Raw genomic sequence first — 23,500 nt, 5'->3', positions numbered from 1 at the left:
CTCGTCGGACTTCTGCACCGACAACGGACGGGCAATCAACAACGGGGCAACCAATTGGCCGGAAACGCTCCAGGGAAAGGCCAAGGAATTCTACGAGCGATTCGAGAAATTTGGCCGGCCCCAAGGGTACAAACTGAATGCTGCCGTCGTCACTTTTCCCAGCGGAATGCCTGGCGATGTGGGTTTTTTTCTGAGTTGGGAACCCGACAAGGCCCCTGACTAATACGTGCCGGCAATCAAGCGAACAGCCGGAGGCGACGTCGAACGACAGACTGCCGCCGAAATGTACGATCCACGGCAGTGCACTTTCACAAGGCCAACCATGTCCGCATGCGGCTGCGCAACGCTGTTATTGACCTGCTGGCCGAAACGCCCTGGTTCGTCCTGGAGGCCAGCGCAATTTTGACGCCGTCCACGCGGACCCTCCCGCGCGGGCATTACCTTTGGCGCGGCCGCTGAGACCTCGGTACGGCTAGGCGTTCCGTGGGAGAAGGTAAAGTTCAATGAACCCCACATTTGCAAGCCAGCGCGGCCAAATCACAGGCGGCGTCCTTGACGGCCCGCTCGCCATCGATAACGCGACAAGCCCGGAGGCTGCTCAAATCGAAGGGCTCACTTCGCCGGTGCCCGGCCACGAGGCTGGGAACATGTTGGCCAAGAGCCAGACTTTTCAAGCTCACGCCGACGCAGATGGCATCGTTCTTGGCGCGCGCATACCCATCGTCCTGACATCAAGGGCGGACTTGGTTCGCAGCCGTCTCGCTTCGTGCGCCTTCGCCGCCCTCTACGCATCCGGCCGGCGACGGCTGACGTCAGTGACGGGTTAAAGCATGGACGCAATCCTTGTGGTCAACGCGGGCTCGTCGAGCCTCAAATTCCAGATCTTCGGGGTCGTCGGCGATTGCCTGTCATGTCAGGTTCGCGGGCAGATTGGCGGCATCGGCACAAGGCCCCGTTTGCTGGCGAAAGGCGCTGACGGAGCAGTGATTGTCGATCAAACCTATGCGCCGGAAGCTGTCGGCGACCTGCCGACGGCAATAGCTAAAGCCCGTACCTGGCTGCAGTCGCTCGGCGGTTTCACGCTCTTGGCCATAGGCCACCGGGTTGTCCATGGCGGTCCGGACTATGCAACAGCGGTTCTGATAGATGATGACATCCTCGAAAAGCTCTCGATCTTCCAGGAGCTTGCGCCTTTGCACCAGCCGAACAACCTGGCTCCGATCCGCCTCGCCATGGACATCAATCCGGACATTCCACAGGTCGCCTGCTTCGATACAGCCTTCCATCGTGGCCACGCCCAGCATACGGACTGCTACGCCTTGCCGTTGTCCTTCTACGAGGAAGGGGTTCGGCGATACGGCTTTCATGGCCTGTCCTACGAATACGTCGCCGAGCGGTTGGCGGAAATCGCTCCCAGTATCGCTGGCGGACGTGTCATTGCTGCCCATCTCGGAAGCGGCGCGTCCATGTGCGCAATACGCGACGGGCGCAGTGTGGAGACGACGATGGGTTTCACTGCACTCGACGGCCTGCCGATGGGGACGCGGCCGGGCCAAATGGACCCCGGCGTCGTGCTTTACCTGATCGAGCACAAGGGCTTGAGCGTCGGGGAGGTTACCGATCTCCTTTATAGAGCCTCCGGCCTGAGAGGACTTTCCGGGATTTCGAGCGACATGCGAGAGCTTCTCGCTAGCGACGATCCGCGCGCTTCCTTCGCGATCGACCACTTCATCCATCGCTGTGCGCTGAGTTCCGGCATGCTTGCCGCCGCGCTCGGGGGTCTTGACGTGTTTGTCTTCACAGCTGGTGTGGGGGAAAACTCGGCCCCGATCCGCGCCCGCATCAGCGAGCGGCTTGCCTGGCTGGGCGCCGAACTCGACCCTGCGGCGAACGAAGCGGGCGAGGCTGTCATTTCCACTCCGACAAGCCGGGTTGCACTCTACGTTTTGCCGACGGATGAAGAGTTGATGATCGCGCGCCATACCCTTGCAGTCGTCACAGCGCCGTGACGCCAAGCTCACAGGGAACAGGCAATATCCATTCCGGCCATCTGTGCGCACAGTCTCATGGGCAAGGGCTGATCGTCGCCAACGATGGGTCGATTGTCAAAGCCACCCCCCTGAAAATCCCGCACGTCTCAATCCGGTCACGATGGGTTTGCATCGGCGCATGATGTTCCAGAGCAAGCCGGTCCGATAGTTTTCGATCATGAGCACCACCGGCCCCTGGTCGATGCCGAAGTGATAGGGACTCACCCACGATCCGGATTGACTGTTCTCGGCGGCACATGTCTGGTTGAACGACGGTTTGAAGCCGTAAAGCCGTGTCATCCCGAGGTTCAGTCGCGCAAAGTTGCGTACAGTTGGCACGACAATCTCCGGCGCGAACGGCAGCGAGGCAACAACGACCCATGGCGCGACAGTCCCATCGTCAGGTCCGAACGGGGCGCCACGGGCAATGTAGTCGAAGACCTCCCGCTCGACCCCATCGATCGTCCGCTTGCCCCAACCCGGTCCGTCGCACGCGGTGAACCCCCAACAATGTTCGCCATACCCTGCAAAATTCATCGGGTTGCGGATCGCATATTCTTGCTGGATATATGTCGCATGCCGGCTGTTTTCGAAATAGTCGCTGTCATGCTTGCGCATGAACGCATCGCGGATGCCTCGAAAGTCTATCCACATGTGCGACAGTTGATGGGTAAAAAGCGGGCCGGAATACAGTAGCTCGCGGCCGTAGATATTTCTCCATTCGTAGCTTTCGGTGTAGGCGGCATAGGATTGAGGGTGCAAAGGGTGAGTTGGGGATCCCAAACCAATGATGTAGAGCAACAGGCCTTCATCATAGCCACGCCACCGATAGGGAATGAAGCCGCTCTCCGGGCGCCACCCGTGCGTTAGAGTTGCACCGCCATCGCAGGCCCAATTCCAGTCAGCACGCTCGTAAAGCGCCATCGCGAGCTGGCGGATTTCGGCCTCGTCGGCCGTGTCGCCATCAAAGTATGTTGCAACGGTCAGGGCGCCTGCGAACAGAAAGGACGAGTCGATCGTCGACAACTCGCATTGCCAAACCCGGCGGCCCGTTTCGATGTCGAGGAAATGATAGAAAAAGCCTTTGTAGCCCGATGAATCCGGTTCCGGCCCCTGCGGACATGCCATCAAATATCTCAAGCGGGTGCGCGTAATCTTTGCCGCAAATTCGCGGATCAGGACGCCGCGTTCGACGATCACGGGGATGGTCGCCAACGCCATGCCGATCGCCGCGATGCTGGCCGGGGCGTTTGGTTCTGTCTTGTCGCGCACCAGGCCGTTATCCGGGTTCGTGCATTGGAGGTAGTACAACAATGTCGTGAATTGCAGCCGAGCGAGATCCTGGTCTGTTGGAAGGCGGTCGAGAGCGGCGCCGGTCGAGAGCGTTTCGGACATGACCGCTAACCGATTATGACGTGGACGTCGTGCGTCCGTGCGTCGTCAGCCAGAGGGACGCTTTTGTTGGCGGCAGGTTCACCGTCCAGCGTGACGGAGAGGACGCCTCGGCCGATGCCACCGGCGTTGTCGAAACGGACGCGGTAGGTCGCCGATCCATACCGATATGTAATCTCATAGGCTGCCCAGCTTGGCGGAACGCATGGTTCAAACCGCACAAATCGCCCTTGCTGGCGAAAGCCGAGKATCGCCTCGAGCGCGACGCGATAGAACCAACTGGCCGCTCCTGTGTACCAGCTCCATCCACCGCGCCCGATGTGTGGGTGCGCGCCATAGACATCGGCGCTGACCACATATGGTTCCACCTTGTAGCGTTCGACTTGTTCTCTCGTCACGCCATGACAAATCGGATTGATCAGGTTCCAAAGCTTCAAGGCGAGATCGCCGTCACCCTGCAAGGCTGTCGCCCAGACGACCCAGGTTGCCGCGTGGGTGTATTGGCCGCCATTTTCGCGGATGCCGGGGACGTAACCCTTGATATAGCCGGGCTGCAGCACGCCGTCGTCAAACGGCGGATCGAAGAGCTTGATAAGCTTTTCCTCGTGGCATGCGAGCCGGGCGTGAACCGCGCGCATTGCCTGCGTAGCGCGTTCCACATTGGCCTCGCCGGAAATGACCGCCCAGGCTTGCGGGATGGCGTCGATCTGGCATTCGTCGTTCTGGGACGACCCGAGTGGTGTGCCATCGTCAAAATAGGCCCTGCGATACCAGCCGCCGTCCCAAGCGTTTGCCTCAAGCGCTATGCGCAACGTCTCGGCCCGTTCGCGACACCAGGCGGCACGGCTTTGATCTCCGCGTGACGCTGAAATCGTAGCAAATGCTTTGAGGACCGTGAGAAAGAACCAGCCGTTCCAGACGCTCTCTCCCATGCCATCCGCGCCGACCTTGTTCATGCCGTCGTTCCAGTCACCTGTTCCCATCAGAGGAAGACCGTGCCTGCCCAAACGATAGCCATGCTCCAGCGCACGGACGCAATGCTCGTAGACCGTACCGGACTGCTTGCTGGTTGCCGGCTGGTTATATTCTTTCTCCTGGTCGTCTTTCAGCACCGGCGACGTGATGAAGGGTACGACTTCATCAAGCAGTTCATCGTCGCCTGTCGTAGTCACGTAGTGGTGAACGACGAGAGGCAGGAAATACAAGTCGTCGGTGATCCGGGTACGCACGCCGACGCCGGACGGTGGRTGCCACCAGTGCTGGACGTCCCCCTCCTCAAATTGGCGTGCTGCCGATCGCAGGATGTGGGATCGGGTCTCACCCGGTTTACTGTAGACCAGCGCCATCACGTCCTGGAGCTGATCCCTGAAACCGTATGCACCACCGGACTGGTAATTGGACGTGCGCGCCCAGACACGGCATGCCAAGACCTGGTACAGCAACCAGCGATTCATCATCAGGTTCATTCCGACGTCCGGCGTCGAGACTTGGATCGTGTTCAGAATGTCATCCCATTGGCGGGAAACAGCCGAAAGACTTGCTACTGCGCGTTCGGGGGCGGCATGCTCGTGAACTAACCTGCCGACCTCGTCGGAGCCGTCAGCCTCTCCAAGGACAAAGACGACTTCCCTGCTTTCGCCGGGTGGCAGAACAATATCCACCATCAGTGCGGCGCAGGGATCCAGCAATGGCCCGAAACGCTCTGCAAGATTTGTTTGGAGCAGGGCTGCCGGGTGAAACACCGAACCGTATTTGCCAAGAAACTCCATGCGGTCGGACGTAGATGACCTTACCGGCTGGCTGGCGGCTGCAAAAGCCAGCTTCCCGGCAAAGTCGCCGGCCCAGGGGTTCTTGGCGACGATGGCACCTGATCTGGCATCTCGCTCGCAGATGACCTGCGTTGCTGTCTCTTCGCGGTGGGTCCCAAGCACCAACTCGGCGAAATAGGTCGCCGTCACATGCTGAACTCGGGTGTCGTTGTTGCTGAGTTTGAGACGTATGATCTTGACCGGATCGTTTGTTGGAACGGTTACTGTCAGCTCTTGGCGGAGGTGACGGCTGTCGGTTTCGTACCGGCTGTAACCCTGGCCGTGACGAACAGTGACGACCGCACCGGGTCCGAGCGGTAGCGGCGTCGGCGTCCAAACGTCTCCGGTTTCTTCATCTCGCAAATAAAGAACCTCGCCTGGCGCATCCGTAACCGGATCGTTCGACCACGGCGTCAGCCGGTTCATTTGGCTGTTCTCGGACCAGGTGTAGCCAAGACCGGCTTCAGTCGTCAGGCAGCCAAAATCAGGGTTTGCGAGCACATTGGTCCACGGCGCCGGCGGCAGGGCGGGGGCTCGCGGTCTGGTCGCGTCCACGCGCACAACATACTCGCGTCCGCCGGGCGTGAAGCCCCCGAATTCGTTCCAGTACTGCAAATCCTCGATCGGGTCAGGACGGCGGGGTTCGGGTCGCCCGCCCCATGCGGCTAAAGTCTGCGCGGCAGGTGATAGGATGGAGGAGGGCTGGCCGAGCTGATCTGCGAGTTCGCCGTCGCTACCGAGCAGGACTATGCGCGCCGCCGCAGCGATGGCCGCCAAGTGATTGCCGGCATCGGGCTCGGAAAGGACAAATATTCCACCGGGTTTGCCAACTATGTCGGCTTGCGGTCCCAACTGCAGCTTTTTGGCCAGTCGCTTGGCGCTGCCTGCACCGCCCTCGTCAAGCAGGACGAGGTCAAATGCCAAGCCCCTCCGACGAGCGAAATCGTGGCTGCCCGCTACCTGACGAATGAGGGCATTGTGACTGTCACCATTGGCGCGGACCAGCACGATGGGGAGGTCGCCGGAGATACCATGGGCCCAGAGATCCGCCCGATCTATTCGATCACTCGTCAGCGCCGTCGCCTGTCGCATGGCCGGGTTCACCAATACGACGCTCCCGGCCAGCCGATTGAACAGCGAGATGTCGTCAGGCGTAAGGCCAAGCGTCCGGAGCTCGCTTTGATATCTTTCCGATGCATCGGAAAACGCTCGCTCGGCTGCATCCATCTTGGCGTATCTTTCGGCGATCACCTCCACGGTCGACTGATCGTCCGCAGCGCCTGTAACGAAGGCGACGCGCGCTTGGGCGCCCGGAGCCAGGCGAACCGGACGTCGCAAAGAGAAGAGCGGGTCGAGGACGGGGCCGGTCGTCCCGGTGAGGGATGCACCCGCGTCGAACACCACGGGGCTCGCCGCTGTCCGGCCGCGGCCAAGAAATCTCAGCCGATCAGTCTCAAAAGAGACCTCTGGGGGAGGGGTTAGGTCCGATGATGAAACGTGAACTGCCCAGGAGGCCTTTTCCCCTGCAGCACGTGGCCTGCGGCGTGCAAACAGAGCGCCTGTCGCCTCGTTATAGCGTGTTTCGACAAAAAGCTTGGCAAAACCCGGATGCGCCATGTCTGCACGGCGATTGTTCAGGCAGACTTCGGCATAGCTCGTTAGTTCGAGGGTTCGGTCCACTGAGCCATGGTTTTTTACCGTAACCATACGCACTTCCGCGTCCAGATTGGGGGCGACACAGATTTTCCAAAAGATTTCGATGTCACCCGCAATGCAACGGAATTCGGCCCTGTCTCCGTAAAAGGCATGCTCGTAGACATTCGAGGGCCGAAATAATGGCTGCTTTCCAATGGACCAGAGGTCGTTATCGGTCAGATCCCGAAGGTAGCAAAACTGGCCCCAGCAATCACGGGTACTGTCTTGGCGCCACCTTGTAATGTCGAGGCCCTGCCATGTCGCGCGCCCAGCCCCGGCGGCTGTGACCAGGACACTGTAGCGGTCGTTGGAAAGCAACGCGGCCGCGGAACTCGGATGCGCCAACTCCGCAACGCTATCATGTCGTGCCGACCTGGAAGCGCTCGTTGCCACTGGAACCTCCTTTAGATTGGACCATGCGAGCTCAAGCGTTGTCCCCTTCGGTTGAGGTTTTCTGGCGCGCGCCTGGCTGGCTTTTCAAGCCCCATTTCCAGCCGACTATTGATGGCATGTCGTCGCCGTACTTCTCGATGTACTGTCTGTGTTCGATCAGCTTCTCATGGATTGCCTGTTTGAAATAAGCAGCGCGCGCGCCAAGTTGCGGAAGCCGGTCGATGACGTCCTCGACCAGATGGAATCGATCCATTTCATTCAGCACCACCATGTCGAACGGCGTCGTTGTCGTTCCCTCTTCCTTGTAGCCGCGGACGTGAAGGTTGCCGTGGTTGGTGCGGCGATAGGTGAGCCGGTGGATGAGCCACGGATAACCATGGAAGGCGAAGATGATCGGCTTGTTCTTGGTGAACAGGGCATCAAAATCGCAATCCGACAGCCCGTGCGGATGCTCGGACGACTGTTGGAGCTTCATCAGGTTCACCACGTTGATAACGCGCACCTTCAGTTCCGGGAGGTGCTCCCGGATCAGTTCAACTGCAGCGAGCGTCTCGAGTGTTGGAACGTCGCCGCAACATGCCATGACGACGTCAGGCTCGGTGCCTTTGTCGTTGCTTGCCCATTCCCATATGCCAAGGCCTTCACTGCAATGCTTGATTGCCTGATCCATCGTGAGCCACTGCGGGGCAGGCTGCTTACCCGCCACAACGACATTGACGTAGTTGCGGCTGCGCAGGCAATGATCGGTAACCGAGAGAAGTGTATTGGCGTCCGGCGGCAGATATATCCGCACGACGTCTGCCTTCTTGTTGACCACATGATCGATGAATCCCGGATCTTGATGGCTAAAGCCATTGTGGTCCTGCCGCCATACATGCGAGCTCAGGAAGTAGTTAAGCGAAGCGATCGGTCGCCGCCATGGAATGTGGTTGCACACCTTCAGCCATTTGGCGTGCTGATTGAACATCGAGTCGATGATGTGGATGAAGGCTTCATAGCAGGAAAAGAAGCCATGCCGACCGGTTATCAGGTAGCCTTCCAGCCAGCCCTGGCATTGGTGCTCGCTGAGAACCTCCATCACTCTTCCGTCCGGCGAAAGATGGTCGTCTTCCGGATAGATCTCGGCCATGTAGCAGCGGTTGGTGACTTCCAGCACGTCCTGCCAGCGATTCGAGTTGTTTTCGTCAGGGCTAAAAAGGCGGAAGTTCTGGCCCTCCATGTTCATCTTCATGATGTCACGGAGAAAAGTGCCCATCATCCGCGCAGACTCGGCGATGGTTGCCCCAGGACTCGGCACGGATACGGCGTAATCCTGGAAGTCTGGCATCTTCAGGTCGCGCAGCAGCAATCCGCCGTTGGCATGCGGGTTGTCGCTCATTCGGCGATGCCCTGCCGGGGCAAGCGCTGCCAGCTCTGGCTTGAGCCGGCCACCGTCGTCAAACAGTTCCTCGGGGCGGTAGCCCTTCATCCATCCTTCGAGAATACGGATGTGCTCCGGCTTGTCCATGTCGCCCATCGGCACCTGATGGGACCGCCAATAGCCCTCGGACTTCTTGCCGTCTATCACAGGCGGGCAAGTCCAGCCCTTGGGTGTGCGGAAGACGATCATCGGCCACATAGGACGTTTCAGGTTGCCTTTGTCGCGGGCATCCGTCCAGATTTCCCGGATATCCGCCATTGCTATATCGAGGACGCCGGCCAGTTGCTGGTGAACGCTCGCGGGGTCGTCACCCTCGACGAAATACGGCGTGTAGCCCATCCCTTCGAAAAATTTCCTCAGCTCATCGCGGGGAATGCGGGCAAGGAAGCAGGGGTTGGCGATCTTGTAGCCATTTAGATGCAGGATAGGCAGCACGCAGCCGTCGCGCGCAGGATTTAAGAACTTATTGCCTTGCCAGCCTGTCGCAAGTGGTCCCGTTTCGGCTTCTCCGTCACCGACGACACAGGCGACAATCAGATCTGGGTTGTCGAACGCCGCCCCGTAGGCGTGGCTGAGGGCGTAGCCCAGTTCCCCGCCCTCGTGGATACTGCCGGGTGTTTCCGGAGCAACGTGGCTCGGGATGCCGCCGGGGAAGCTGAACTGCTTGAACAGCCGCTTCATGCCCGCCGTGTCCTGGCCAATATTGGGATAGACTTCGCTATAGGTGCCTTCGAGGTAGGCGTGTGCGACCAACGACGGTCCGCCATGTCCCGGTCCAATCACGTAGATCACGTTAAGATCATCGCGCTTGATGACACGATTGAGGTGGACGTAAAGCATGTTCAAACCGGGCGACGTCCCCCAGTGACCAAGGAGCCGTGGCTTTATGTGCTCCCGTCTCAGGGGCTCCTTCAGCAGCGGATTGTCGAGAAGGTAGATCTGGCCCACCGACAGATAGTTCGATGCGCGCCAATAGGCGTCCATCGATCGCAACTCTTCTGCCGAAAGCGGGCCGGTCGTTGCCATGTTCTCGTTTATGGCGACCTTTGTATTTCCTGCCGTTTTAAGCGAAACCATGGGTGCCTCCTGCTCTTAGCCCAGATTGCTACGGTAAGATCTTCCAAGGTGAGAATCGTCGAATTTTCTGGCTGTTTGCGACCTAAGCGCGTGTCGCTTCGTAACTTGAGATGCGACCGCGCGCCCACATTCAGCGGCGGTGAACCATCGTCTATGCCTGCAATTCAGCGCGTTGCCGTTCAGTGAAGAACGACTGGGTGCCAAGGTACGAGTATCGAATTATCCAGTATTAGCACAAAAGGCACTTAAGATGTAACCGAAGAGACAAGCCAATAGCGAAGAAACGGCAGCGTGGTCGAGTGTCCACCTTTAAAGGGTCACAGGAGGCTATGAACAACCGTATGGCGCCTGGACGAGGAATACGACGGTTCAGGTGAATAAGCGCAGACTTTCGAGCGTTCGATACCAGTGGCATTGACGCCCGTGGTTTTTGTTCATTAGACGCCGCCGGGCGATGTCGACCCGAGACGAGCGTCTCCACGCTTTTTCTATCCGCTTGGCACGATCAAGTGTGCGGGGTCTCCGCTCTTGGAGCCAGGACGCCCGCGACTTCGCCTGCCTTCGACCTAGATCGGGATGTCGACCGTTGGACGTGCGACGGCGTCGAGCTGTCTTGCGGCGGCGAGACCTACTTGACCGACTTCGTCGTACGAGCATCGATAACCAAACCTTCCTGGTCGACATCGCTCAAGGCCGCCAAGTCCGCCTACGGCTTCTATCGGGGCCGCGCTCGGCGACAGGATTCGTCTGTTGGCCGCTTCTTGAGGATATGGGAACGCTGACCATCGCGGAATCCATGTGTTGAGCCAGCTTTCGCCGAATACGCGCCACCGCTCTCTGCCCTCATCATGATCGTTGTCTTTGCGGTCCAATCGAAAGGTTCGACAAGGATCGATCATTGCGTGAAGACGCGGTGACCGCTTGCATGCATGGTTAAAAAAATTCGCGCGTCATCCGACAGACGGAAACACGGATCCCGGCGGTGTGGGAGGGGCCGTCACCGGATGTGCTCGGTCTTCTCACAGTCAATAGCGTTCATCTGGAGCTCGGGCGCTGGCGTATGTTCACGTATCATACGCCTCCAACGTTGCGGATCGGCGTATACTTCATGTTATGATGTTCTTGTCGGATTTGCAGCGGTCCTCGTGGACACTGGATGGTCTGCATTCGAACGTTGCCAGTCGAGCCACTTCAAACGAGGCCCATCGATATCAGTTTAAGCACCGAAGGAGGCCAATGCCGTGCAAAGATCTTTCAGGGTTCTCGTCGGGTTGTCGGTGCTGGCAATCATATCGGTACAGCCAGATCTGCCAGCATTTGCTCAGGTGCCCATGCCGACGGCCAAGCCGGCAGCCGCGACGCCGGCCGAGGAAGGCGATCTCCTCGGCGAAAAGGAGCTCGAAATCCTCGTCGCGCGAATAGCGCTTTATCCGGATGACCTTGTGGCGGCGATCTCTGCAGCCTCGCTTTTCCCACTGCAGATGGTGGAGGCGGCGCGCTTCTTGGAGGCCAGGAAAAAGGATGCTGATCTCAAGCCGAAGGATGACTGGGATGGAAGCGTCATCTCGCTCCTGAACTATCCTGATGTCGTCAAGATGATGAGCGATGACCTCGACTGGACACAGTCGCTCGCCGACGCCCTGACGAACCAGCAGAAGGACGTGCTGATCGCCATCCAGCAGTTGCGCGACGAAGCTGTGGCAAAGGACATTGTTAAGACCGACGACAAGCTTACCGTGGTGGTGGAAAACGAGAACGTCGTCATCCGACCAACCGACCCACAGAAGGTCTACATCCCCCAGTATCCGCCCGAAATGCTCTACGAGCCGGGCTATGCCGTCGAGCCGATCTCCTACTATCCTGACTACTACGACAACTACTATTATCCAGGAGCCGGGTTCTTCGCCGCGGCGGTCACCGGCGTTGCGTGGGCGGCAATCGTCAACTGGGACGACTGGGGCGTGTGGGGCGGTGACTGGGACGGCGATCTCGACATCGACTGCAACAATTGCTTCAACGACCGGAACTTCAATGGCAAGGTGAAATGGAACGACGTCGACTGGACCAAGGTAGACCGGAGCAAGATTAGCATCGGCAAGGATCAGCTTGCCAATCTCGATCGTACGGCCATCAAGTCCAGCCTGCAGTCTGACAACCGCAACCAGCTCAAGAACAAGGTCAGCGACCGTCAGGGCAGTGTCGGACCAGGGAGCAGGGAAAACATCGGGACCCGCGCCGCAGACATCCGCAAGGGAACGGTAGAGGGCTTGAAGGCCAAACCGAATTCGAAAATGGCAAACGCAGCCGCGAACCGGCCCGCAGCATCACGTCCGGATGTCCGCCCCGGCAATTCGGGAAATCGCCCAAGTAACGCGACGAACCGACCTTCAAAGGCGACAGCTAAAAACAGGAAGTCAAGCGCACCGAAGATGGCTGCGCGACCCGACAACCGTCCACGCCAGCCAAGCGCCCTCGGAAACGTCCAGTCCGGTCGCCGCGAGGCAGTTGCCTCCCAGCGCGGAGGGCAGAGCATGGGAGGCGGGCAGCGTGGCGGTCCCCGTGCATCTGCGCAGCGCTCGCGCCCGATGCCACACGGTGGCGGTCGCGGGGGCGGCGGTCGCGGGGGCGGCGGGGGTCGGGGCGGCGGCGGCCGGCGATAGGCGGACAGGTTAGGCTTCTCAGGTTACCGGAGAGATGTCATGAGACTACTGTTAAGACTGATCCCGCTGCTGCTCGAAACGGCACTTTCCGTGGCGATCGCAATCCCGTCCGTGGCCCAGATGCAAACGGACCTCTCGCAATTCGAGGCTGGAACCCCACCATCGTTCGATGACCCGTCGGCGGCCCTTGACCGGCTCAGGGCCGTGCTAAGCGCCAACGATGTGGACGGTTTGGCAGGTCTCCTTGGCCTGGACGCTGCCAAGCTGCGGTCCAGCAAGGAGGCCATGGAAAGCTACGATCTGATCCGGAAGGGCGCTGCCCGGCAGTTGCGCGTTCAGGATCTTGGTGGTCGTATGATCATCGCCGTGGGAGACGTGCTTTGGCCATTGCCATTCCCACTGGCCAGGGACAAGGAGGGCAAATGGGCATTCGACACCGAGGTTGGCCTTCAGGAGATCGTCAACCGCCGGGTGGGCCAAAACGAGCTTGCGACGATCCAAACGATGCATGACTACGTCAGCGCCCAGTACGAATACGCCCGGATCGACCAGGACGAAGACGGCCTCTACGAATTTGCACAGAAGCTGATCAGTAGCGCTGACCGGCGCGATGGTTTGTACTGGCAGCCCGGTCTCTTTGACGAGGATAGCCCGGTCGGGGATCTGTTACAGGCGGCGGCGTTCGACAAGGCTAAACGCGGCGAGGGATATTACGGCTATCGCTATCGAATCCTGACGGGTCAGGGTTCGAATGTGATCGGCGGAAAACAAAGCTACATCATCAACGGCAACATGACGGGTGGCTTTGCGCTGATCGCCTGGCCGGTAGCGTATCGGATGACGGGAGTGCAGACATTCATCGTCAACAACGCGGGTATCGTCTATGAGCGGGATCTGGGACCGCAGACGGAGCAGCGTGCTGGGGCGATCAAAGAGTTCAACCCCAACGACAGCTGGACGATCGTGCGCGACTAGCTCATGCTGTCTTGCCCAGACGATGCGTTCAGGGGAGCCTGAGGCGTATGCTACCGTATGATACCGACAGAGACTGAAGCTCGCTGAGATCGGCACGATGACGAGATCAGGGCCCGCGAAGCGAAGAGGCATTCCGAGTTTGTCGAAGATTTCTTTCGCAAAGCACATAGGCGACTTCGTGTATGCGATCATAAGACGCGTCGTGACAAAAGCGGCGGAGGACGAAGTTCAAGGCGATGGTCACGACAATGGCCAGAGCTTTCAACAGTAGTCTGCCGGGTTGGCAGAACACATTGCAGGGCAAGGACAAGGAAGTCTAAGAGCTGTTCGAAGCTGCGGGGAAGCCACAACGCTACACGCTGACAGCAATGGTCGTCAGTTTTCCGGTTGGCACCGCCTGTCGAGCGAGCAACTCGACCAACACTGCATAATCAATCGGGATGGGCGCCATGAAGACGATTGAGATCGAACGGAAGTTCCTGGTGCGCAATGACGACTGGCGTACGAGCGCGACGTCGGCTCATGTCTTTCGTCAGGGCTACCTCACCCGCGGCAGCAAGAACACATTTCGCGTCCGCACGATTGACGGCGTGTCGGCGCGCCTGGCCTTAAAGTTCGGCAAGCGAAGCCTGAGCCGCGAAGAATACGAGTACGACATACCCTACGAGGAAGCGGTCGAGCTCCTCTCCCATGCAACAGGTGGGGTCATCGAAAAGACGCGCTACACCGTCCCATATCGTGGATCGATATGGGAGGTTGATGTATTCGGTGGCAGGCACCATGGTCTGACGATCGCCGAGATCGAAATGAACAGCGAGTAAAGCAAGCCTTCGATCCCACCTTGGATCAGCAGGGAGGTCACTGGTGACAAACAGTACTCCAATCGATCTTTGGCGACGAGCAATATGGCAGCCGCGATGAGATGTACGCCACTCGCATCGAATGCTCGTCAGCGACCGTACGGTTCTTGTTAGGATTGAAGTCGCTAGCAGCGAGCGCTGTTTAGGCGGAACCCGTAAGCGAATAGGGAAAAGTGAAACGATGGTTCAGTCGCAGGGCGCTGACCAACCGATCCGGCCGCAGGACACAAGCCCCCGCTTGGATCTTGTCGCAGGTCTCACGGCGGCCGCAGTCGTCCTGCCGAAAGCGATGGCCTACGCAACAGTCGCCGGCCTGCCAGTGAGTGTCGGTCTCTACACCGCCTTCGTACCGATGATCGTCTATGCATTCTTGGGAACGTCGCGCGTGCTGAGCGTCAGTTCGACGACCACCCTCGCAATCCTGACTGCCACCGAACTCGCACTGGTCGCCCCGGATGGAGACGCCGGACGGCTGATCACCGCGACGGCAACACTTACAGCCCTCACGGGTCTGCTGCTGCTCACGGCCTCCGTCCTGCGGCTGGGGTTCGTTGCAAACTTCATTTCTTCACCGGTACTGACCGGCTTCAAGGCAGGCATCGGGCTGGTGATCGTGCTCGACCAAGTGCCGAAGCTGTTCGGCCTCCACATCGCGAAGGAAGGGTTCTTCCGGGATGTGCTGAGCCTTGTTCATCATCTTCCCGAAGCGTCTGTTGTGACGGCGGTGATCGGGGCCGCCGCACTGTTGCTGTTGCTCATCATGGAGCGGATCTGGCCCCATTCGCCGGCACCGCTCGCGATAGTGGGCGGCGGTATTGTCGTCTCATGGCTCTTTGAACTCGGTGCGGCTGGCGTCTCGACTGTGGGCCACATCCCGCAGGCGCTGCCGTCGTTGACGTTGCCGGACGTGGATATGGCCATCCAAATGCTGCCGGCGGCGATCGGTATCGCGCTGATGAGCTTTACCGAAACTATTGCCGCAGGGCGCGCCTTCGCGGCTCCAGCCGAGCCTCCGATCAGGGCCAATCGCGAACTTATAGCCATTGGCGCGGCCAACGTTTCCGGAGCACTTTTCGGTGCGATGCCTGCGGGCGGAGGCACGTCGCAGACTGCCGTTGTTCGGGCAGTCGGAGGACGGACACAGAAAGCCTCGCTTGTCACCGCATCCGTCTCTGCGGCAACGATGCTCGTTCTGGCCCCGCTGCTCGCGCTTTTGCCGCAAGCAATGCTCGCGGCCATCGTGATCGTCTATTCCGTCGGTCTGATCCAACCTGCCGAATTCCGCTCTATCCTCAAGGTTCGACGGATGGAGTTTCTATGGTCGCTTGCAGCCTTTTTCGGCGTGCTTGTCTTTGGCACGCTTCAGGGGATCATCGTTGCCATCATCCTGTCTCTTGTCGGTCTGTCCAGCCAGGCGGCACATCCCCAGATCCGCGTGATGGGCAGGAAGCGAGGCGAGGATGTCATGCGCCCGATGTCACCAGAGCATCCGGACGACGAGACCTTCGAGGGACTGCTGATCCTGCGGCCGGAGGGCAGGCTATTCTTTGCCAACGCCCAGCAGGTTGCAGACCGGATCGGCGGCTTGGTCGCCGAGGCGAAACCCACTGTTCTCCTGCTTGATCTCAGCGGGGTCTTCGATATCGAATATTCGGCGCTTCAGATGATGATGGAGTGCGACCAACGTCTCGCCGAGCAAGGGGTCGGTCTTTGGCTCGCGGCCCTCAATTCCGATGTGCTCGCATATGTCCGGGCGTCGGGATTTGCTGAACGGCTCGGCCGGGACCGCATGTTTACCACGACGGGCGCCAGCATCCGCCATTACCAGGACAAGGCCCAGGCTCAAACAACACCACGCGTCGAAATGATTTCGCCGCCGCCCGGAGGATGACATGGACGACAGTTCGTCTCCCGCCTCGACGGAACACAAGGTGGACAGTCACTCGGCCATCGAGCCCCGGATCACCGATCTCGTGCGGTTTGGCGTTATCGGCTTGTTTGCCTATTGGTCGTTCACCCTTGTCGCGCCCTTCCTCGTTATCGTCATCTGGGCAGCCATCCTGGTCGTTGCCTTGAACCCTGTCTATCAGGCGCTTCGCAGCTTCCTCGGTGGCAGAAGCACTCTTGCTGCAATCTTGGTGACGATCTTGTGTCTTGGTGTCATCATCGGTCCCCTCGCGGCGATTGCGCTCAATTTCGTTGATGCGGTACAATTGTTGTTGTTGAAGGCCCAGGACGGATCGCTTCACCTGCCTTTGCCCGGCGAAAGCGTACGCGACTGGCCGTTGATCGGGGAGCGTGTCTATGCGGCATGGAGCCTGGCATCCAGTAACCTTACGGAGTTGTTCCGTCGGTTCGAGCCGGCCCTCTTGGAAACAGGCGGGTTTGTTCTCGGCAAGGTCGCCAGAGTCGGTCTGGGGCTGGTGAGCTTCGTTGCGTCAGTGATCATCGCCGGGTTCTTGTTCGGACCGGCGCCACGCCTGGCAATCGGCGTCAGAACATTTGCGCACCGGGTGGCGGGAGAGCGGGGGGTAGGGTTTGTGGCTCTCGCGGGCGCGACGATCCGCAACGTCGCGCGTGGCGTCATCGGCGTCGCCTTGCTGCAGACACTGCTTGCCGGCCTTGTCCTTTCCATTTTTGGCATCCCGGCCGCCGGTGTCCTGACGTTTGTCGTGCTGATTTTGTGCATCGTCCAGATAGGTCCGGCGCTCGTCCTGTTTCCCGTCATAATCTGGGCGTGGGTGGCGAACGACCCTGTGTCGGCACTCATTCTGACGGCGCTTCTGGTGCCGATCGGACTGATCGACAATGTAATGAAGCCCATTCTGGTCGCGCGCGGTCTCTCGACGCCGATGCTGGTCATTCTGCTCGGCGTCCTCGGCGGCACGCTCTCCTACGGCCTGATAGGCCTGTTTCTCGGACCCATCGTCCTCAGCGTGTTCTACGACCTTCTCGTGGCCTGGATGCGCGTTTCGCCGCCATCGTCCGGAAATGCCAGCAGTACTGAACCACAGGCTCCAACCGCTGACATCTGAGGCACGATATGTCGTCGCTTACTCGCTTGGGCATCCAGTCAGATCACACGCGGCCTGCGTTTTATCCGACAAGCGACCTGTTACGCGGAACTCTCCATCGCCGGCGTTGTGCGTTGTGGGCGCATGCTGGGCGGTAGCGACGCCGTCGTCCTTTCCGCCAGAAACCTGTACTGTCGAGCGCTTTCTTGATGCCATTTTCGTTGAATGCCTAATGGATCATCCGCAGTACCCCAGATGTCGATACCCTGCATCTTCAGCGGCTCGACGGTGGTCGCCTTGAATTCCGGGTCCTCGAACAGCTCCAGACCAATCTTCTTGATGATCTTGCGGGCCTTCTCGATATCGGCGTCATAGGTTACGGTGATCGTCATCTTCTCGATTACCCAGTCGCGGCTCGTCGCCGCTCTGGATGTGTTATGATCGTCTGCACAACCTGCTAACCACGAGCCGGTATGATACCGTAGCATACTGCACAGTCTAACATCCTCCACGTACGTCTTGCGTGCGAACATCTGGAAGTGAAATATGGACGAAGGCTTTGACGCTTCTACGCGGCGGTTTCCATTCCGTACACAGGCGATCGAAGGCCTGGCAGCTCGGGATGAAACGTCCCGTAAGATCTGCGTGGACTACGGAGATGTCAAAGCAGAGCTCGCTAGGTGGGAGACCCCGATGGATCCGAAGCGGGACGAGCGATGTAGCGTCCAATCAAAAGAAATCGAAGAGGCGCCTGACGGGCCTGCCCAGCAAGCAAGACATACGACCTTCAACAGATTTGGGTGGTAGCAATGGAGCAATCAGTTCATCCAGCGGCAATCGAGCATTTGCCGATTTTCATCACGCCGCCCGGACAGACAGACTACCTTTTCGTCGTTGTCGTTGTCTTTCTGCTGGCGGCGGTGCTCGCAGTTGGAAATTTCTATTTCCAACTGCATGCGCTTCCCGAACGCAGGGCTCACCGTACGAGTAAGGTGCAGATGGAGATCGTGGCTCTCCTGGCGCTGATCTCGCTGTTCACCCACAACCATATCTTCTGGATTGCCGGGCTGCTGCTGGCCTTCATTCAAATTCCCGACTTCTCCACCCCGCTCTATTCCATTGCCCAGTCCCTCGCTAAGCTCTCTGGCCGCGAGGCTGGGACGACAGGTGATCCTGCTCTCATTACGGAGAATACTGGGGAAATGCAGCCAATACAGCCCCAGTCCAAGACCGACGCACATGGTGAGGATATCTGAATGTTCGAGCTCATGCTTTGCTCCATGCTGACGATCCTCCCCGACTATCTTTTTCGACGCTACGTTCAAGGAAAGCGGATTGGTCGGGACATTACGCTTTACACAGTGTGGTACGAGCTCAGGTGGGGCATTTCCGCCTGCTTGCTCCTCACTGTTTCGCTCATCACGATGATCTTCTACTTTCACCCTTCGACCAAGAACGTCACCGCGATATTTCGGACCGTCTCGATCTTGCCTGAAGCGAGCGGCCGCGTCGAAGAGGTGTTCATTGGGCTGAACCAGAAGGTTGAAGCCGGAGCGCCACTGTTCAGGCTCGATAGCTCCGAGCAGGAGGCAGCGCTGGAGACGGCGCGTCGGCGCATTGCCGAAGTCGAGGCCGAGATGAAGGTCACTCAGACCGAGCTTGCTGGCGTCGATGGCCAGATCAAGGAGGCTCAGGGTGCCTATCAGACGGCCGTCGAAGAATACGAGATGAAGGCGCAACTCCTGACTAAAGATGCTGTTGCCCGGCGTGAGGTCGAGCGCCTTGCAACAACTATTGATAGCCGCAAGGGAGCGCTTGACTCAACAGTTGCGGAAAAGAAGACCCTGGAGACACAGATTTCCACACTCTTGCCGGCTCAAAGAGCAAGCGCAGAAGCCGCATTGGCGCAGGCGCAGGTCGAACTCGACAAGACCATTGTCCGGGCAGGCGTCACGGGCACCGTGCAGCAGTTCACGCTGCGTCGCGGCGACGTCGTCAACGCGATGCTGCGGCCCGCTGGCATTCTCGTGCCGGAAGGCGCTGGACAAGGCACGCTAATCGCCGGCTTCGGGCAGATCGAAGCGCAGGTGATGAAAAAGGGGATGATCGCAGAGGCCACCTGCATCGGAAAGCCGTTTACGATCATTCCGATGGTCGTGACTGAAGTCCAGCAGGTTATCGCCGCCGGACAACTGCGCGTGACGGATCAACTCGTCGATGTTCAGCAGACGGCGCAGCCGGGAACCCTGACCGTCTTTCTACAACCCCTCTTTCCCGGAGGGCTCGATGGCATCCCGCCGGGCAGCAGTTGCATTGCCAACGCCTACACGAACAATCACGACGCGCTCGCCGACCCGAACATTGGCACGGTCAAGTGGTTTGCCCTGCATATGGTCGACACCGTCGGACTTGTGCATGCGATGATCCTGCGAATACAGGCGCTGCTCCTGCCAGTTCAGACGCTCGTTCTGACGGGTCATTGAAGCCGCTGCCGCGGTGGATATAGGGTGTTGCCCGTGCAGGCGCAGAGAAGGACATCCCATGCCTCGTGCAGGATGGATCAAGGCGTATGCTAAGGTATATTATGTTCGTCGCGGCTGCCGCCATATCCGCACATGGCGCCGAGACGACCGATGATTTCGTCGAGGTCTGGAAACACTGCGATCTTGCATATCCTTGGAGGGACCCGCCCGATCTCAAGGCCTTCAACAAGTGCATGAAACGGGCGCGCAATCGCCTTCGTCGCTTACCCACGTGCCAAACCATATGCCGAAGGGCGCAAAGCTACGAGCCGCAGCCCTAGGCTTTTACGCAAAGGATCATTCCGGAGCAGAGCTCGCGTGTGGAAGTGCGTGAACGACGAGGAAGGTCCCAAGCGTTCAGAAACGAAGCTTTCCGATCATCCAAGGGAGCGTGTGATGGGACAAAAAGAGACCAGACTGGCATTTTTCAGGGCGATGTTCCGCTTGTTGCAGGTGGTGTGGCCAATCCTGTCCGGGGTCTTGATGGTCATGATTGCGTGCGGGGTTCTCGCCGGACGAATAGAAGGCTGGTCACTGACCGACGCCCTCTATTTCACCTTCGTTACCGGCCTCACGATTGGCTACGGGGATTTCACGCCGCACTTCTTTTCATCGCGTGTTCTGACAGTCGTCATCGGCTTTTCCGGCATCGTTTTCACCGGGCTTGTCGCGGCCGTGAGCGTACAGGCGCTACGCGGGGCCGGGATCGGCCCTAACTCCTGAATTCGACTTCATTCGTGCTTTCCGCGGGAGGTCTTCTATGAGTTATGTATGGAGCGAAATCCGACAGAACCGGCTCCTGTGGCTCCTCGTCATGGTGCCGGTCGTAATTGCAGCACAGAAAATCAGCCCCGAGGCGCATACACTCCTTTTCGTGCTTGCGCTTCTAGCGGTGGTCCCTTTGGCCACTTTGCTCAGCAGCGCCACGGAGTCAGTGGCGGCCAAAACGGGCGATGCAGTTGGAGGTCTCCTCAACGCGACGCTTGGCAATCTCACAGAACTGATCATCGCACTAACCGCGCTGCGCCTCGGCCAATTCACCCTGGTGAAGGCGTCGGTGGCCGGAGCTATCGTCGCCAACACACTATTCCTGTTGGGCGCGTCGTTCCTGCTTGGCGGGTTGAAACACCACGTCCAGGACTACAACCGAGGCAATGCCCGTCTGCAGACAAGCCTACTGTTTCTGGCGACAGTCGCCTTGATCATCCCTTCGGCCGTTGGTTCGGCCGATTCGGAAGCCGCGCCCGAATTCCTGCAACAACTGAGTGTCGGCCTGTCGGTGCTCCTGATCCTAGCTTATGGGCTGGGCCTCCTCTTTTCGCTGAGGACCCACCGGGAACTCTTCGGCGCGACCGAGGTGACCACGGAGGAGCACGCTCCTTGGCCCCTTAGAGTGGCACTCGTTGCGCTGGCCGGAGTGACCGTTCTTGTCGGACTGGTCAGCGAAATATTCGTCGAGTCCGTTCAGGCGGCTGCCGAGACGTTTGGAATGACGCCGGCGTTTGTCGGTTTCGTCGTCGTGGCCCTGGTGGGCGGCGCGGCCGAAATGGCCTCGGTCTTTTCGGCGGCCCGCAAGAACAGACTGGATCTAAGTGTGGGGATTGCCCTCGGTAGCGCCGCCCAGATCGCCCTGTTCGTCGCTCCGGCTCTGGTGCTTCTCAGTTATGTGATCGGCCCGACCCCGATGAATCTCCAGTTTTGGCCAGGGGCAGTCATCATGATTTTAATAGCCACGATGACTGCGACGATCGTTACGAATAGTGGCCGTTCGACCTGGTTCGTAGGAGTGCTGATGCTGATAGTCTACCTCATCCTCGCAATGACGCTTTATTTGTTGCCTCCAAACAGCGCGTAGGCCGTGGCTGCTGGCCCCCTTGCGCCAGCCTTAAGAGGAGAATTCCAGATGAGAGGCATACATACAACTATACTGGCTGGAGCGCCGAAAGGTCTTGCGACAATCACATTGTGAATAGCCCCGAGTTTCGTAGACGCCCTCGGCTTGCGTTTTCTGCTGCTTTTCGAACTCGACGGGAGACAGCATGCCGTTTCAGACATGTTTGCGCTTCGGGTTGTAGAACATCTCGATGTAGTCGAACACATCCTGCCTGGCTTCGTCCCTTGAGCGGTAGATCTTTCGGCGTATCCGTTCTCGCTTCAACAGGTTGAAGAAGCTTTCAGCCACGGCATTGTCGTGGCATTTCCCGTGCCGGCTCATCGAGTTAATCAGATTGTGGTGCTTCAGGAACGATGTGAGCGCGACGAACGCCCCACGTTGCGGAAACGATGAAGATGGTGTTGGACCCCATTGGTGAGCGGCGCGGGTGATCGCGTCGAGCTGGGTGACTGCTGCTCGAATATGGTGATGAGCAGTCGCGCGAACTTTTCGCCTCTATTTCTTCTTTGATGCGCCGAAGCCAGCGAAACCGCATGTCTTGGGATCGTTTGCAAAGGCCGCTTCGCAAATACCTACCGCCATGTCGGCTGTTGCATCCGCATCCAGATTCTCGGTTCACCGTCAAAACATCCGATAGGAGCCGTATGCGGAAGTGCCGCGCGTACGGATCTGGCCGGGGGCGATGGGCAACCATCGTCCCTGCCGGGACCTGTTCAAGAACATCTACTCGACGACAAAAGGCTCGCTTCAGCGGGCCTTTTTACTGTCCGCTGAATCGTTGCCAAAATCGCTGATCTCGCTGATAACAAAATCGCTGATCTCGCTGATAATAAAATAAGCGCCCGTCGGATCGCTTTTCCGGCGAATGTTGGGGGAACACGGTTGATTAGACCTCGCACACTCTTGCTATTATGCGCTGCGCTGTATGTTGCCGTCGTATTTGTCGCCATCGTGTGAAGCAGTCCGCGATCCCGGCGGCGAGCAAAGGCTTTCCTGCCACAGGGGAATCCCGGTTTCGAAGGAAACGATCGGGTCTGATGTGAAGATCGGATTACCCGCCGCGAGCAATCGCTCTAAAATAATTCTGTCCATCTGAACGTGCAGCCTGGTCAATCCTGCGCTGTTATAGGCATGTCCAGATGAATTCGGATTGATGCCGGTGATGATCACCGCTGGGGCGCCGTGAAAAAGGGCGAAAAGAACCGCATTCACTCCATTCGAACACTTCGCCTCTGCGTCGACTTCCAATGAGCACAACCCTACCACCTTTTCGAGCAGCGCCATTCGTTCGTAGCGGTCCACGATATAGAGGTGCTCATACTCATAGCTAAAAGACCTCAACCCTCGCTCCAATCGCGAGAGGTCGTCCTTCCTCCAAAGGAGTACGTACAGCGCCTTGGTGCGTTGTCCGGACAAAACCCTTCTTACTTCCTGCGCGTTTTGCGTGGTGCCTTCAATTTGATTAAACATCATCAGCGTGATGTCAGGCGAGTTGCATCCCCAGTTCGACGTGACTGATTGCGAACCGTTTATCGTGATGAGAGAAAATTGATCATTGAACCCCGCCGGTCGGTGTGACACTGGCGCCGAACCGACGACAACGACGGGACCATTGAAGTCAAAATGCATAGGAGGAGGCATTGGACGGGAGATTTTATATTTTAGCCACCTGTACACACAAGTTCTAAAATCTGCAAATGAGTTTACCATAAGGTCGCCTTCGGTGAGCTTCGTTGCAGTTGCTCTACTAGACTTCCGGT

14 protein-coding genes and 4 pseudogenes are annotated in these 23,500 nt (G+C 58.7%); 12 read left to right on the top strand and 6 right to left on the bottom strand.

Annotated elements, in window-relative coordinates; genetic code table 11:
- The 3 genes and pseudogenes from AC1DMK_RS25100 to AC1DMK_RS25090 all read left to right on the top strand — a co-directional run.
- Nucleotides 1-223, top strand: a pseudogene (locus AC1DMK_RS25100) (histidine kinase); the annotation flags it as partial.
- A gap of 298 nt (nucleotides 224-521) precedes the next feature.
- Nucleotides 522-827 (top strand): annotated as a pseudogene (locus tag AC1DMK_RS25095) (phosphate acetyltransferase); the annotation flags it as partial.
- A 3-nt stretch (nucleotides 828-830) separates the two neighbouring features.
- Entirely contained in the window at nucleotides 831-2,009 is a 1,179-nt protein-coding gene (locus tag AC1DMK_RS25090; protein ID WP_477862928.1) for an acetate/propionate family kinase, read from the top strand.
- A 96-nt stretch (nucleotides 2,010-2,105) separates the two neighbouring features.
- Here AC1DMK_RS25090 and AC1DMK_RS25085 read toward each other — a convergent pair whose 3' ends face one another.
- Genes AC1DMK_RS25085 through AC1DMK_RS25075 form a run of 3 tightly spaced genes read right to left on the bottom strand, consistent with a single transcriptional unit; the run spans nucleotide 2,106 to nucleotide 9,815 of the window.
- Nucleotides 2,106-3,425, bottom strand: coding sequence for a glucoamylase family protein (locus AC1DMK_RS25085; protein WP_477862926.1), 1,320 nt, complete (start codon nucleotides 3,423-3,425; stop codon nucleotides 2,106-2,108).
- Nucleotides 3,426-3,430: 5 nt separating this feature from the next.
- The gene (locus tag AC1DMK_RS25080) at nucleotides 3,431-7,318 is read right to left on the bottom strand and encodes a GH36-type glycosyl hydrolase domain-containing protein (RefSeq protein ID WP_477862924.1); all 3,888 of its coding nucleotides are present in this window, start codon (nucleotides 7,316-7,318) and stop codon (nucleotides 3,431-3,433) included.
- Nucleotides 7,319-7,349: 31 nt separating this feature from the next.
- A complete protein-coding gene (locus AC1DMK_RS25075; RefSeq protein ID WP_477862922.1) occupies nucleotides 7,350-9,815 on the bottom strand; it encodes a phosphoketolase family protein in 2,466 nt (821 codons plus the stop codon).
- Nucleotides 9,816-11,086: 1,271 nt separating this feature from the next.
- Between AC1DMK_RS25075 and AC1DMK_RS25070 the strand changes: the two genes are divergently transcribed.
- The 5 genes from AC1DMK_RS25070 (at nucleotide 11,087) to AC1DMK_RS25050 (ending at nucleotide 17,345) form a co-directional block, all read left to right on the top strand.
- Nucleotides 11,087-12,475 carry a DUF3300 domain-containing protein gene (locus AC1DMK_RS25070; RefSeq protein ID WP_477862934.1) on the top strand — a complete coding sequence of 463 codons (1,389 nt, stop codon included), beginning with the start codon at nucleotides 11,087-11,089 and terminating at the stop codon, nucleotides 12,473-12,475.
- A 39-nt stretch (nucleotides 12,476-12,514) separates the two neighbouring features.
- Nucleotides 12,515-13,450 carry a DUF2950 family protein gene (locus AC1DMK_RS25065; RefSeq protein ID WP_477862920.1) on the top strand — a complete coding sequence of 312 codons (936 nt, stop codon included), beginning with the start codon at nucleotides 12,515-12,517 and terminating at the stop codon, nucleotides 13,448-13,450.
- Nucleotides 13,451-13,899: 449 nt separating this feature from the next.
- Entirely contained in the window at nucleotides 13,900-14,271 is a 372-nt protein-coding gene (locus AC1DMK_RS25060) for a CYTH domain-containing protein (RefSeq protein WP_477862918.1), read from the top strand.
- Nucleotides 14,272-14,491: 220 nt separating this feature from the next.
- Nucleotides 14,492-16,201 carry a SulP family inorganic anion transporter gene (locus AC1DMK_RS25055; protein ID WP_477862916.1) on the top strand — a complete coding sequence of 570 codons (1,710 nt, stop codon included), beginning with the start codon at nucleotides 14,492-14,494 and terminating at the stop codon, nucleotides 16,199-16,201.
- A gap of 1 nt (nucleotide 16,202) precedes the next feature.
- Nucleotides 16,203-17,345 carry an AI-2E family transporter gene (locus tag AC1DMK_RS25050; protein WP_477862914.1) on the top strand — a complete coding sequence of 381 codons (1,143 nt, stop codon included), beginning with the start codon at nucleotides 16,203-16,205 and terminating at the stop codon, nucleotides 17,343-17,345.
- An 18-nt stretch (nucleotides 17,346-17,363) separates the two neighbouring features.
- Here the strand turns inward: AC1DMK_RS25050 and AC1DMK_RS25045 are convergent.
- Nucleotides 17,364-17,740: pseudogene (locus tag AC1DMK_RS25045) on the bottom strand (hypothetical protein); the annotation flags it as partial.
- Between the two features lie 393 nt (nucleotides 17,741-18,133).
- Between AC1DMK_RS25045 and AC1DMK_RS25040 the strand changes: the two are divergent.
- The 4 genes from AC1DMK_RS25040 to cax all read left to right on the top strand — a co-directional run bounded on the left by AC1DMK_RS25040 (nucleotide 18,134) and on the right by cax (nucleotide 21,701).
- On the top strand, nucleotides 18,134-18,580 hold the full coding sequence (locus AC1DMK_RS25040; RefSeq protein ID WP_477862913.1) for a hypothetical protein: 447 nt from the start codon (nucleotides 18,134-18,136) through the stop codon (nucleotides 18,578-18,580).
- On the top strand, nucleotides 18,581-19,807 hold the full coding sequence (locus tag AC1DMK_RS25035) for an HlyD family secretion protein (RefSeq protein WP_477862911.1): 1,227 nt from the start codon (nucleotides 18,581-18,583) through the stop codon (nucleotides 19,805-19,807).
- A gap of 369 nt (nucleotides 19,808-20,176) precedes the next feature.
- Nucleotides 20,177-20,569, top strand: coding sequence for a potassium channel family protein (locus AC1DMK_RS25030; RefSeq protein ID WP_477862909.1), 393 nt, complete (start codon nucleotides 20,177-20,179; stop codon nucleotides 20,567-20,569).
- Nucleotides 20,570-20,606: 37 nt separating this feature from the next.
- Nucleotides 20,607-21,701 carry a calcium/proton exchanger gene (gene cax / locus AC1DMK_RS25025; protein ID WP_477862907.1) on the top strand — a complete coding sequence of 365 codons (1,095 nt, stop codon included), beginning with the start codon at nucleotides 20,607-20,609 and terminating at the stop codon, nucleotides 21,699-21,701.
- 132 nt (nucleotides 21,702-21,833) lie between these two features.
- On the opposite strand, the pseudogene AC1DMK_RS25020 reads toward cax, so the two are convergent.
- Both AC1DMK_RS25020 and AC1DMK_RS25015 read right to left on the bottom strand, forming a co-directional pair.
- Nucleotides 21,834-22,094: pseudogene (locus tag AC1DMK_RS25020) on the bottom strand (IS3 family transposase); the annotation flags it as partial.
- A 555-nt stretch (nucleotides 22,095-22,649) separates the two neighbouring features.
- Nucleotides 22,650-23,450, bottom strand: coding sequence for a membrane-anchored protein (locus tag AC1DMK_RS25015; RefSeq protein ID WP_477862905.1), 801 nt, complete (start codon nucleotides 23,448-23,450; stop codon nucleotides 22,650-22,652).
- Between the last annotated feature and the right edge of the window lie 50 nt (nucleotides 23,451-23,500).

The organism is Rhizobium sp. 05L419 (assembly GCF_056397845.1).
Note: the sequence above shows the minus strand (reverse complement) of the source record. Positions and strands in the feature narration are given on the sequence as shown.